Annotated in this window: 10 protein-coding genes and 8 tRNA genes; 3 read left to right on the forward strand and 15 right to left on the reverse strand. The window is 45.3% G+C overall.

What is annotated here, in order from left to right:
- Positions 1-449: 449 nt before the first annotated feature.
- Complete coding sequence (locus BIZ39_RS14885) at positions 450-3,014, forward strand: TonB-dependent receptor plug domain-containing protein (RefSeq protein ID WP_014978882.1); 2,565 nt, start codon at positions 450-452, stop codon at positions 3,012-3,014.
- A gap of 69 nt (positions 3,015-3,083) precedes the next feature.
- On the opposite strand, the gene BIZ39_RS14890 is transcribed toward BIZ39_RS14885, so the two are convergent.
- Positions 3,084-3,641 carry an acyl-CoA thioesterase gene (locus BIZ39_RS14890; protein ID WP_014976142.1) on the reverse strand — a complete coding sequence of 186 codons (558 nt, stop codon included), beginning with the start codon at positions 3,639-3,641 and terminating at the stop codon, positions 3,084-3,086.
- A 92-nt stretch (positions 3,642-3,733) separates the two neighbouring features.
- Between BIZ39_RS14890 and BIZ39_RS14895 the strand changes: the two genes are divergently transcribed.
- On the forward strand, positions 3,734-4,354 hold the full coding sequence (locus BIZ39_RS14895) for a flavin reductase family protein (protein ID WP_080986466.1): 621 nt from the start codon (positions 3,734-3,736) through the stop codon (positions 4,352-4,354).
- A gap of 50 nt (positions 4,355-4,404) precedes the next feature.
- Positions 4,405-5,061, forward strand: a complete 657-nt coding sequence (locus BIZ39_RS14900) for a cupin domain-containing protein (protein WP_049588852.1) — start codon at positions 4,405-4,407, stop codon at positions 5,059-5,061.
- 171 nt (positions 5,062-5,232) lie between these two features.
- Here the strand turns inward: BIZ39_RS14900 and BIZ39_RS14905 are convergent, their stop codons facing one another.
- The 14 genes from BIZ39_RS14905 to BIZ39_RS14970 all read right to left on the reverse strand — a co-directional run bounded on the left by BIZ39_RS14905 (position 5,233) and on the right by BIZ39_RS14970 (position 12,778).
- Positions 5,233-6,639 carry an alanine/glycine:cation symporter family protein gene (locus BIZ39_RS14905; protein WP_014949007.1) on the reverse strand — a complete coding sequence of 469 codons (1,407 nt, stop codon included), beginning with the start codon at positions 6,637-6,639 and terminating at the stop codon, positions 5,233-5,235.
- Between the two features lie 319 nt (positions 6,640-6,958).
- A tRNA-Gln gene (locus tag BIZ39_RS14910) sits at positions 6,959-7,034 on the reverse strand.
- A 4-nt stretch (positions 7,035-7,038) separates the two neighbouring features.
- Positions 7,039-7,123 (reverse strand) — tRNA-Leu (locus tag BIZ39_RS14915).
- A 34-nt stretch (positions 7,124-7,157) separates the two neighbouring features.
- Positions 7,158-7,234, reverse strand: a tRNA-Met gene (locus tag BIZ39_RS14920).
- Between the two features lie 52 nt (positions 7,235-7,286).
- A tRNA-Gln gene (locus BIZ39_RS14925) sits at positions 7,287-7,362 on the reverse strand.
- A gap of 2 nt (positions 7,363-7,364) precedes the next feature.
- Positions 7,365-7,449, reverse strand: a tRNA-Leu gene (locus BIZ39_RS14930).
- Between the two features lie 34 nt (positions 7,450-7,483).
- A tRNA-Gln gene (locus BIZ39_RS14935) sits at positions 7,484-7,559 on the reverse strand.
- Positions 7,560-7,563: 4 nt separating this feature from the next.
- Positions 7,564-7,648: transfer RNA gene (locus BIZ39_RS14940), tRNA-Leu, on the reverse strand.
- Positions 7,649-7,683: 35 nt separating this feature from the next.
- Positions 7,684-7,760 (reverse strand) — tRNA-Met (locus BIZ39_RS14945).
- A 171-nt stretch (positions 7,761-7,931) separates the two neighbouring features.
- A complete protein-coding gene (locus BIZ39_RS14950) occupies positions 7,932-8,774 on the reverse strand; it encodes a peptidylprolyl isomerase (RefSeq protein WP_239240854.1) in 843 nt (280 codons plus the stop codon).
- A gap of 283 nt (positions 8,775-9,057) precedes the next feature.
- Positions 9,058-10,149 carry a redox-regulated ATPase YchF gene (gene ychF, locus BIZ39_RS14955; protein WP_075176301.1) on the reverse strand — a complete coding sequence of 364 codons (1,092 nt, stop codon included), beginning with the start codon at positions 10,147-10,149 and terminating at the stop codon, positions 9,058-9,060.
- 41 nt (positions 10,150-10,190) lie between these two features.
- Positions 10,191-10,772 carry an aminoacyl-tRNA hydrolase gene (pth, locus tag BIZ39_RS14960; RefSeq protein ID WP_014976149.1) on the reverse strand — a complete coding sequence of 194 codons (582 nt, stop codon included), beginning with the start codon at positions 10,770-10,772 and terminating at the stop codon, positions 10,191-10,193.
- A gap of 5 nt (positions 10,773-10,777) precedes the next feature.
- Positions 10,778-11,410, reverse strand: a complete 633-nt coding sequence (locus BIZ39_RS14965) for a 50S ribosomal protein L25/general stress protein Ctc (RefSeq protein ID WP_014976150.1) — start codon at positions 11,408-11,410, stop codon at positions 10,778-10,780.
- Between the two features lie 366 nt (positions 11,411-11,776).
- Positions 11,777-12,778, reverse strand: coding sequence for an NAD(P)-dependent alcohol dehydrogenase (locus BIZ39_RS14970; RefSeq protein ID WP_110287894.1), 1,002 nt, complete (start codon positions 12,776-12,778; stop codon positions 11,777-11,779).
- Positions 12,779-12,794: the final 16 nt, after the last annotated feature.

Genomic DNA, 12,794 nt, shown 5'->3' on the forward strand with positions numbered 1-12,794 from the left:
TTAGCATTAGATATGGAAACGCCTAACGCAGTGCATAATAGAAAAGGCCAGCTTCGAGAGCTGGCCTAATAACTGTCAACCTATATTAGGACGACACAATGTACTCTAGTCCAAATTACCTTTTGTGAAGGTGGCACCTTCCTACCGCCTCTTACCACCAGTGCAATAGATGATTCCGTCGCTTCATCTTCAAAATTCCGCCTGTCGTCGATATTAAGGATTTATTACAACTTTAGTATTGTGCGAGCGAATCTTTTTGTGATTTACTCAGCCTTCAAGCACCGCGTGCTTTTCATCTCTAATAATAATAAGTCTGATCAGACAATCTGGCGTTTAGCAGTACCCCAACAACAGAAAGAAGATATTGTATTTCAACGCGTTTTTGATTCACGAAATACAAAACTACACACTTCGAAAAGTAAAATTTAAAAGAATTCAGGAACAACACAATGCAACAGGCAAAATTTAACGCTTCTGCTTTCAAGCTTTCCCTCATTGCTTCTGCAATTGCAGGAATGGCTTTTTCTTCTTCGTCAGTGCTTGCACAGGAGCAAGCTTCTGTTGATGAGCAAGATGTTGAGCAAATCCAAATTGTAGGTTCACGTCGCGTTGGTCGCACCATCAATGACTCCCCTGTACCTATCGACATTATCGATGCTTCATCTATAGAAGCAACGGGGCTCACTGAAACCAACATGATCTTAAACCAGTTACTGCCCAGCTTTAACTTCCCTCAGCCATCTATTACCGATGGCACCGACCACGTACGACCAGCGCAGCTGCGTGGTTTAGCACCAGACCACACGCTGGTATTAGTTAATGGTAAGCGTCGTCATACCTCTGCGCTTCTTAATTTAAATGGTTCGGTGGGGCGTGGCTCTTCAGCGGTAGATTTAAACGCTATCCCGGCTAATGCGATTAAGCGTATTGAGGTGTTGCGTGACGGTGCTGCGGCTCAGTACGGCTCAGACGCCATTGCCGGTGTTATTAATATTGTTTTGAAAGATGCTGCCGAAGGCGGTGAAGTGTCGGCAACGTATGGTGCTAACGTTACAACAATGGACGGTGTGCCTAACCTTGAAGGTGTGAGTGTTGGTGCTGACGGTAATTTAGCATTCGCTGAAGGAAGCGACAGAGACGTAACCGATGGACAAACCTTTACCCTTCGCGGCAACGTAGGCTTCGAATGGGGAGATGACGGCTTTGTTAACGTATCAGGTGAATACCGCGACCGTGGACAGGCGAACCGTTCTGACTACGACCAGCGAGAAAACTATGCGCGAGACGCGGACGGCAACTTAGACCCTCGTGAGCTTACGGTCAACCGCTACAATCACGTTTACGGAAATGGTGAGGTGGAAGATTACGCCTTGTTCATAAACGCGGGCAAAGCCCTTACTGATAGCGTTGAGTTTTATACTACCGCAGGCTACAGCACTCGTGATTCGGTAGGCGGAGGCTTTTACCGTCGAGCTCAAGATTCACGAAACGTAGTTGAAATTTATCCAGACGGATTCCTACCTTCTATTCAAACTGACATAACCGATATGTCGCTGCTTGCTGGTATTAAGGGCTATGGCGATGTGTGGAATTACGACTTGTCCGTAACACATGGTGGTAATGAGCTTGAGTATGGTGTTATCAACACCCTAAACACGTCTTTAGGTCCAACGAGTCAAACTGAGTTTGACGCGGGTACGCTAGAATACAACACCACAATTGTGAATGCTGACGCGTCACGTTTGGTAGATACCGGGTATTTCTACAGCGAAATGAACTTCGCCATGGGCGCAGAATATCGTCATGAGAGCTATGAAATAACTGCAGGTGAAGAAGGGTCTTACATACAAGGTACGTTTGGACCTGGCGGCGTGGTGACTGACCCGGTAGACGGCCCGTTTGGTGCTGCTGGTTCGCAAGTATTCCCAGGCTTTACACCAGAATCTGCAGGTGAAAACAGCCGTCATAACTATAGCTTCTATGTGGATGTAGAAGCTGACGTTGTAGAAAACTGGAACGTAGCAGTGGCAGGGCGCTATGAAGATTATTCTGACTTCGGCAGCACGTTTAACTGGAAAATGTCTCACCGTGTAACCCTGAGTGATGCATTTGCACTTCGAGCGTCAGTATCAACCGGCTTTAGAGCACCATCGCTACAACAGCAATTCTTCACCTCAATCGCGACGGTATTTGTTGATGGCGAGCCAACAGAAACGGGCACATTTGCGCCGTCAAGTGATGTTGCGCAAGCGCTGGGCAGCCCAGGTCTTGATGCAGAAGAATCGAATAACTACAGTGCAGGTTTTACCTACTCGCCAACTGCCGATTTCAACCTGACAGTAGACTTTTACCGCATTGATATTGACGATCGTATCGTGCTGTCTAACAACCTATCAGGTGAGGGTATAGAAGCATTACTTGCGGGTACGGGAGCTAATCAGGCACGATTCTTCTTAAATGCGATAGATTCGCGTACGGAAGGTGTTGATATTGTTTCTACCTATACGCTTAATACGTCAGATTATGGTGCGTTTAACTTTAACGCAGGTGCCAACTTTAACGATAACGAAGTAACAAGTGTTATCGATGCACCTGAGGTTTTGCAAAATGCAGGCTTCGACCAGGCTAACTTGTTCGATGATGTTGAACTACGTCGCTTCGAAACGGCTTCGCCTGACAGCAAACTGAATTTAGGTGTTACGTGGAATTATGACCGCTACACAACAACCTTACGCACTACTCGTTATGGTGAAGTGGAAGACCCATCGTCAGTTGAAGCACGCAATGAAATCATTCCGTCAGAGTGGATCACAGACCTAGACGTTCGCATTGCGTTAACAGAAGGGCTTACCGTTTCTGTTGGTGCTAACAATTTGTTTGATGTGTACCCAGAAACAACCCGTGAACTTGTGGATGATGTAACCACGTTCTCGCGCTTATTCCCGTATTCAGGCTTTTCGCCGTACGGTTTTACAGGCCGTTTTGTTTACGGAAAAGTCTCGTATAGCTTCTAATTAGCACCGGTTCTTGAGTGCTGAAAGCCAGTTGATCAATACGCAACTGGCTTTTTTTGTACCTGTTACTTAGTCATTTTTCTCAAAGGTAACTACACAGCGATGTTCGTTTAAAAGCGCAAAGTCTTCTTTGGGAATAAAGGCGTCGTAATCACGTTGCAGCTTAACTTGTGCCTCTTTTCGAATTTTACTGCGGCGTATAGCCGTTACGAAATTGCGCATTTCATGGTGAGTAGATAACTCTAGCTCAGGGACTGAAACAGGTGTGCCGCTATCATCTTTGGCAACCATGGTAAAAAAGCTGTTGTTGGTATGTTTGACCTCGTTGGTTTTGATATTTTCCGTAGTGACTTTTATCCCTACTACCAAGGATGTGTTTCCGACATAATGAACGGTAGCGTCGAGGTGAAGTAAGTCACCCACTTCAACAGGCTGTAAAAACTCGACGCCATCAACAGTAACGGTTACACAATAGGCCCCTGCGTGTTTACTTGCGCAGGCATAGGCGACTTTATCCATTAACGATAAAATGACACCGCCATGCACCTTACCGCCAAAATTAGCAAAAGACGGCACCATTAATTCAGTCAGTCTTGTTCTTGAAAAAGCGACATTACGTGCAGTCATAAACAACCTTTAACCTTAAGCCCTTGAAAAGCGCCGAATAAGCGTTCATATCAGTATTGGATTAACCCTACCACAAATTTTAAGGAATGGTTTTGTCACAAACGCATTTTTATCAACCAAAAGAGGGTCATGGCTTGGCTCACGATCCGTTTAACGCGATCATCGCACCGCGCCCAATCGGATGGATCTCTACAAAATCAAAAACGGGAGTGTTAAACCTTGCTCCTTACAGTTTTTTCAATGCGTTGAACTATACGCCGCCAATTATCGGCTTTTCAGTAGTAGGCAGTAAGAAAGATTCACTGGTAAACGTACAGGAAACGGGTGAGTTTTGCTGGAATCTTGTATCGGAAGATTTGATTGATGCGATGAACACGACGAGTAAACCTCTGGCACCTGAAGAAAGTGAATTTGACCATGCAGGGCTTCAAACTGTAGAAAGTGAAGTAGTAAGCGTTCCCCGCGTAAAAGCGAGTAAGGTGAGCATGGAATGTAAGCTAACTGATGTGGTACAGCTTAAGACCGCCTCAGGTGAGGAGGTGAATAGCTGGTTTATCATGGGTGAAGTAGTGGGTGTACACATTGATAAGTCACTCATAGAAAACGGCGTTTACAGCACGCTGAAAAGTGCGCCAGTTACCCGTGGTGGCGGACGAGGCGATTATTACACTATTTCCCGAGATAACTTTTTCGAAATGCTAAGACCAGAGTAACGGTCTTTAATAAAACAGTGACAACGCGTCAATATTAACCGGTGACCTAAATGCTAAATATGAACTTTGATGAACGCCTAGCGATCAATACGCAAATGCAAGAGTGGCAAGCGTCACCGTCTTCTACGGTATGGCGGAAGCCTTTAGAGCGTGAAGCAAAAGAGTCTGGTCATACAACTAGCGTCGTGAAGTACGAGCCTGGCGCGAGCTTTAAGCAGCACAGTCATCCTTATGGTGAAGAAATTTTGGTGCTTGAAGGTGTGTTTTCCGATGAACACGGTGATTACCCTGCAGGCACTTACTTGCGCAATCCTCCAGGCAGTAAGCACAGCCCGTTCAGTAAAGAAGGCTGTGTTATTTTAGTGAAGCTGAATCAGTTTGATAAACGCGATTTGGCTGAGGTTAGGGTGAACACTAACACGGCAGAATGGCTGCAAGGGCAGGGCGGTTTACAAGTGATGCCGCTACACAACTTTGAGCATGAACATGTGGCGCTAGTTAAGTGGCCAGTTGGTGAGGTATTTAAGCCTCACAAGCATTTCGGAGGTGAAGAAATTTTTGTGCTATCGGGTACATTTAAAGACGAACATGGTGCATACCCAAAAGGCACATGGTTGCGCAATCCTCATATGAGTCAGCATCATCCTTACGTGGATGAGGAAACAATAATATGGGTGAAGACAGGGCATTTGCCAGTAGCGTTGTAGGCCGCCATTTCATTTGTTGCAGGTAAATCAAAACCAGTGTTTTACTTGCGGTCAATTGCTACAAACGAAAAAGGCTAACCCGAGGTTAGCCTTTCTTTTGTTTAATCTCACTAGGTCAAAGTTAGCCAGGTAACATCTAACTTTAAAACACTAACCTAGTAAAAGCCGGACTTAATCCCAAATACCATCTTCTGACTTACCCTGTATTTCACAGTCGCCCGCTTTGTATTCCATGTTTGCGCCACTGTCTTTTTTCTTAAAGTAGTCTTTGCTGATAGACACAATGGTAGGAGTCATCCACACAATAGCGATGATGTTAATCACCGTCATTAGGCCTAACGCCATGTCGGCCATGGCCCATACCTGAGGTAGGGCTGCCTGTGCGCCCCAGTAAATCATGCCTAAATAACCAATAGTGTAAACTGCACGGCCTATTTTATTATCTAGCTTGAACATATGCAGGTTACTCTCGCCATAGGCATAGTTTGCCACTACAGACGTGAATGCAAATAAGCTGATGGCGGCTGCCACAAAGTCAGTACCGCCTTCGCCTAGGTGACTGCTCATCGCATCTTGGGTTAGGCGTATGCCTTCCATTTGATCAGAGCTTGAACCGCCAGCAAGTAAAATGATGAAGGCAGTAGACGTACATAGCACGAGTGTATCTAAGAAAACGCCTAGCATTTGAATGTAACCCTGTGATACGGGGTGATTAGGGTTTGGCACAGCACTCGCCGCAGCGTGCGGTACAGAGCCGCTGCCCGCTTCGTTTGAATACAGTCCGCGCTGAATACCATTTTTAATGGCCGCACCGAGTGCACCAGCGCCAGCTTCCTGCAAGCCAAATGCTGATTTAACGATATCGAGCAGCATGGCTGGCAGTTCGGAAATATTAATGAAGGTAATAGCCAATGCCACAAGCACGTAGCCAATTCCCATAAAGGGCACCACAAACTCGGCAAAGCGCGCAATGCTTTTAAGGCCTCCCACGACGATTAAGGCTGCTAGTGCAATAATGGCTAGGCCTACATATTCCGTGGGGAATGAGTATGCATTGTTTAATGCATCGGTAATAGTATTGGCTTGAACGGCGCTAAAGACAAAGCCGTAGCCAAAGAACAAACATAGAGAAAATGCGACTGCAAGCCAGGTTTTGTTCAAACCCTGCTTGATGTAATAAGCGGGACCGCCACGGAACTCGCCGTTTTCGTCACGGACTTTATATAGCTGACCTAGTACACTTTCGGCAAAGCCAGTGGCCATACCTAAAAGGGCAATCATCCACATCCAAAAAATAGCGCCAGCACCGCCTAGAGATATAGCAACCGCGACGCCAGCTAAGTTACCCGTGCCTACACGAGCCGATAAGCTGGTACACAAAGCTTGGAATGAACTTATCCCATCCTTAGTAGAAGTGTTACTGCCCTTTAGTAGGCTGAACATATGGCCGAAGTGCCTAAGCTGCACACCGCCAAGTTTAACGGTAAACCAGATACCACATGCAAGCAGCATAATGATAAGTACCTGACCGTCTCCCCAAAGAATATTGTTAACTAATGAAACGAATTCGTTTATCACGCACTTTCCTTCGTTATTGTTTTAATTATTGCTCGGCGTGTAGAAATGAACTGAACATGACAGGTGCGTTGTCAGAACAAACGCTTCGGCTTAAGCAAACTTGTATTTGCTAAACCTTGGAATAAGCCGAGCTATATCGATAAAAACCAATACTAGCACGACAATTAAATGATTGGACAATGAAAACGTACTGAAACTATGACGTTTTATGCTCGCATATAGCAAATTTATTCATTCATGGGGGAGAAGAACACATTTGCAGAACAAAACGGGAGTACAAACAAAAAAACCGCTCAAAAGAGCGGCTTTTTCAAGAATATGGCTGGGGTAACAGGACTCGAACCTATGAATGGCGGGATCAAAACCCGCTGCCTTACCAACTTGGCTATACCCCAATATTGGTGCGGAAGGAGAGACTTGAACTCTCACGCCGTGAAGCACTGGAACCTAAATCCAGCGTGTCTACCAATTCCACCACTTCCGCAATGTAGACTTCCAATTAAGGAATAAGTAAAAGTTGGTGGCTACGGCGAGATTCGAACTTGCGACCCCATCATTATGAGTGATGTGCTCTAACCAACTGAGCTACGTAGCCTAAACTTTTATCTTCAATAAAAAGCCGCTCGATGAGCGGCTTCTCAAGAATTTGGCTGGGGTAACAGGACTCGAACCTATGAATGGCGGGATCAAAACCCGCTGCCTTACCAACTTGGCTATACCCCAAATGGTGCGGAAGGAGAGACTTGAACTCTCACGCCGTGAAGCACTGGAACCTAAATCCAGCGTGTCTACCAATTCCACCACTTCCGCGTAGACGCTAGCTATAATAGTCATTCAAAAAGAATGGCTGGGGTAACAGGACTCGAACCTATGAATGGCGGGATCAAAACCCGCTGCCTTACCAACTTGGCTATACCCCAGTCGTGGTGCGGAAGGAGAGACTTGAACTCTCACGCCGTGAAGCACTGGAACCTAAATCCAGCGTGTCTACCAATTCCACCACTTCCGCGCAGCTAGACTTTCCTAAAAGAGATAAGTGAGAATTGGTGGCTACGGCGAGATTCGAACTTGCGACCCCATCATTATGAGTGATGTGCTCTAACCAACTGAGCTACGTAGCCTTGCTATTCTCTTCCCTCTCAGGAAGTGGCGCGTATTATGCGTATATGACTGGCAACCGTCAACCCCTTTTTTACTAACTTTTTTTAAATGCTCATTAAGTGTGCGCATTAGGGCGAAATACGCGCAAAAAGCCGTGAAATTGAACAACTTGCACGAAATAAGCTAGCTATTTACCACGCTTTGTTACTGGTTTTTGTTTGGTAATAACATACGTCAATAGGGCGCGGGCCATACGTATTGTCATGAAAAAACGGGTTATCTAAGTTTCTTCCTGTGTTTGCCCGTTTTTTGTATTCTTCATGATGCGGTGTTTGCAGAAAATAAGGTGTAGCGTTGTTTGCATGCACAAAAGCCTGCTTAATTTTGCTTTCTTGCGTTATATCATCTAGAACGCCACCTCTGTCCATATTTCCTCGCGGCAACTTTTGAAGCACATCCATACCTTGCAGTACGCGACCAACGACCGACATATTTCTGTCTAAGTGTCGTGGTGCTTGCCCAATCACAATATAAAATTCCGTACTGGCCGTATCTTTCTCGCTATTGCGAGCAAAAGCCACAACACCTGGGCAGTGAAGCCCCCACATTTCTTTACGGCTTTGATCAATGCCTACTGGAAAGCCATCTAAAAAGCCGGTGTTAGGCGCAAACATATCTTTGCTCTCAACTACGTTGACATTGCTATTGAGCGGTTGGGTAAATTCAGCGTTGATTGGCTTAAACAGTGTCGGCGGAAATTTTGAGGCATCGTGAGTATCGTTACTGCCTGCTTGTGCCACAAACCCGTCTACTACACGATAAAATGCTTGTTCGTTATAAAAGCCTGCGTCTATTAAACTTTTAAATCTGGCCACATGTTTCGGCGCAAGGGCAGGGTGAAGCGCAATAACCACATCACCATACGCTGTTTTAAACGTCACAGTATTACTGTGACGTACTTGATACCAACTGGCGGTGTTACTCGCTAATGCTGGTGCCTTTTCAACAGCGTCGCTATTGATTTGTGAATTCACTGGATTAGTTTGAGGTTCACTGGCAAAAGAAAAATTAGCCAGGTTTAACAAGCACAACACTTTAATTGAGGTTCTTAATACTGAAAATCGTTTGGCTCGCTGTGATTTGCTGCAAGGTAAAGTTAAAGGGTGCGATGAGGTAAACTGATTAAAAGTCATTGCAAAGGCCGTTAGTTTTTTTCTAGTTATATCAGGCCTATGTGCGCTTCACAATTATTCGCTAGAAACAAAAAAGCCACCTTGCGGTGGCTTTAGTAAACAGTGCTAATTTCTACAATAGAAATTACACGTTAAAGCGGAAGTGAATAACGTCACCGTCTTTAACAATATAGTCTTTACCTTCTAAACGCCATTTGCCTGCGTCTTTCGCACCTTGCTCGCCATTGAACTCAACGAAGTGCTCGTAGCCTACGATTTCAGCGCGAATAAAGCCTTTTTCGAAGTCGGTGTGAATTTTACCTGCCGCTTGTGGTGCAGTTGAGCCTTCAGGGAAGGTCCACGCACGTACTTCTTTTACGCCTGCAGTAAAATAGGTTTGTAGTGTAAGAAGACTGTAACCCGCACGAATTACGCGGTTAAGACCTGGTTCTTCTAGACCCATGTCTTGCATAAACTCTTCGCGTTCGTCGTCTTCAAGCTCAGCAATATCAGACTCGATTGCCGCGCACACTGCAACTACAGTGGCATTTTCGCCTGCTGCAATTTCTTTAACCTGATCAAGGTACGGGTTGTTTTCAAAACCGTCTTCATTCACGTTTGCAATGTACATGGTTGGCTTAAGGGTAAGCATGTTCATGTAGCTGATTGCCGCAAGCTCTTCTTTAGTCAGCTCAAGTGAACGTAGTAACAAGCCTTCGTCTAGGTGCGGCTTAATCTTCTCAAGCACTTTCATTTCGTACTTGGCATCAGCATCGCCACCTTTTGCGCGCTTAGCAACACGGTGAAGTGCTTTTTCTGTTGTTTCTAGGTCAGCAAGTGCAAGCTCAGTGTTGATAACATCGATATCGTCTTTAGGGCTAACGCGACCTGCAACGTGAACAATGTTCTCATCATCAAAACAGCGTACTACGTGACCAATAGCGTCAGTCTCACGGATGTTAGCAAGGAATTTGTTTCCTAAACCTTCACCTTTAGAAGCACCTTCAACCAAGCCAGCAATATCTACGAATTCCATGGTAGTAGGAATAACGCGCTGAGGTTTTACGATTTCAGCCAACTTGTCCAAACGAAGATCTGGCACAGGAACAACACCTGTGTTTGGCTCGATAGTACAAAACGGGAAGTTTGCCGCTTCAATACCTGCTTTAGTTAATGCATTGAAAAGTGTTGATTTACCTACGTTTGGTAGGCCAACAATACCGCATTTAAAACCCATGGTATGGATCCTTAGTTTGGAAAAGTGATAACTGGCTAGGTTTACCCTTTGTGCGAGTGTAACCTGTTTTGTGCTTGCTTAAGGTCTTCTTTCAGCAAAATTTCTGTACAGCGTACCGCTTCATCGATGGCACTTTCAATGGCTGCTTTTTCTTCTGCTGGTGGTTTTCCAAGAACATGGCCGGTAACGCGGCTTTTATGACCTGGATGACCAATACCTATGCGCAAACGCAAAAAATTCTTGTTGTTACCCATTTTAGCCACAATGTCACGTACGCCATTTTGACTAGAGCTTCCGCCCACTTTGTATTTTGCAACACCTGGGGGTAAATCTAACTCGTCAAACGCTACTAATATTTGTTCTGGTTCTATTCGGTAAAAGTTAGCCAGTGCTGCTACGGCTTGTCCACTTTTATTCATAAAGGTAGTGGGGTAGAGCAAACGGATATCTTTGCCTGCAATGGTAATGCGAGCAGTTTTACCGAAGAATTTGGTTTCTGGTTTTAGCGGGGCGTTGTAGGCGTCGGCTAGTTGGTTGAGAAACCATTCACCGGCATTGTGTCGGGTATTTTCATATTCGGGGCCTGGATTACCCAGACCCACGATAAGGCGGATATCAGCCAAGAGGATTATTCCTCAGAAGCTGCTTCTTCGCCGTCTTCTTCTGCGTCAGCCGCTTTAGGAGCAGGCTTAACAGTTACAACCGCTAGGTCGTGAGCTTCGTCGTTCTTCGCAAGTTCAACTGAAGAAACGCCAGCTGGAAGAGTTAGGTCAGAAAGGTGTAGCGTTTGACCCATTTCAACACCAGCCATGTCTACTTCGATGAACTCAGGAAGGTTCTTAGGTAGACAAGTAACTTCGATTTCAGTTACGTGGTGCTCAGCAATACCGCCAGCTTTAACAGCAGCAGATTTCTCTTCATTTACGAAGTGAAGTGGTACGTTAGTGTGAACGTCTTGACCAGCGATTACACGTTGGAAGTCAATATGTGTGATCTTTGGCTTGAACGGGTGACGTTGCATATCTTTAACTAGAACTTCAACAACTTTACCGTCAAGGTTAATCTCAAGAACGTGAGAATAAAACGCTTCAAAGTCAGCAGAGTTGTTTACTTTGTTATGATCTAGTGTGATAGAAACTGGTGCTTCTTCACCACCGTAGATGATACCAGGAAGCTTATCTTCGCGACGTAGGCGGCGGCTCGCACCTTTCCCTAGGTCTGTACGAACAGAAGCGTCTAGTTTGAAATTTGCTTCAGACATTGTCTGTCTCCAAAAATATAAGTCTAATGATGTGGATTTTTGCGACCAAAACCCACGGTAAAATGATGTGAATTACGTTTAAAAATAACTTTCTATGCGCAATAAAACACCAACCCAAAATTCAAGGGCGGCGAATTCTAACACCACCTACCAAAACATACAATTACAAAGGCAGATAAAATATCCAACTAAGCAAATGCAAGTATTTGCGTTACTCACAATAAAAGAAGCGCACCTTGGCGCGCTTCTATCATATTTATAGAAAAAAGCATTTTGTGAAGACTAACTTGACCGCTAATTATCTTTTTCCCAAGGCTTGATAAGGTCAACAAGCCTTAGGAACATAGCAACTCTTTACACAAGCGTTTACTTCGTCAGCACCACTCTGTAATGGGCTTTACCTTCTCTTAATCGCGCAATAGCCTCATTTACGTCATCAAACTTGAAGGTTTCGGTCACAGGTTCAATATTGTGGTGTGCAGCGAAATCTAGCATGGTTTTAATGGTCGCGGGGCTTCCCACTGGCGAACCTGACACACTTTTCTGCCCACCAATTAAGTTAAACGCACCAATATCTAGAGGTTCAAGCGTGGCGCCTACAAAGTGAAGTCGGCCTTTCGGTGCCAATGTAGATAGGTACAAATTCCAGTCTAGCTTCACATTTACAGTTGAAATAATTAAGTCAAACCGACCGCGCGCTTTTTTAATCTCATCTTCATCACGGCTATTAATCGTATCTGACGCACCTAGCTCTAGCGCTTCCGTCTTTTTAGATTCGCTAGAAGTGAACGCTACTACCTTACATCCCCACGCATTTAAAAACTGCAGGGCAAGATGACCCAGGCCGCCAATACCAACTACACCCACTTCACTCGCTGGGCTAATACCAAACTGGACTAATGGGTTGAAGACGGTAATACCTCCGCAAAAAAGAGGGCCTGCCTTTGTGCTATCGATAGCATCGGGAAGGGGAATAACGGCACGTGCTTGGGCGCGGACTTTATCTGCAAATCCACCGTGACGACCACCTATGGTCATCGTAGCATCGGCACACAGGTTATGATCGCCTTCTTCGCAGGTTCTACAACTATTGCAGTAGCCTGAATGCCAGCCTAAACCGACACGCTGTCCCACCTTAAGTGACGTTACATGTTCACCTATTTGGCTAATTGTGCCGACAACCTCGTGACCAGGCACAAAGGGATATTCTGTCATGCCCCATTCATTATCGAGCATGCTTAGGTCGCTGTGGCAGATACCACAGCTTTCAACGTCTATTTCAACGTCATGTGAGCCAAGCTTACCGGGGTCGTATTGAAACTTTTCTAGTTTTCCACCCGCTTCTTTAGCGGCATATGCATTTATCATCAATAACCGTCCTTTT

Source organism: Alteromonas sp. BZK5, assembly GCF_014349115.1.
GTDB lineage: Bacteria > Pseudomonadota > Gammaproteobacteria > Enterobacterales > Alteromonadaceae > Alteromonas > Alteromonas macleodii.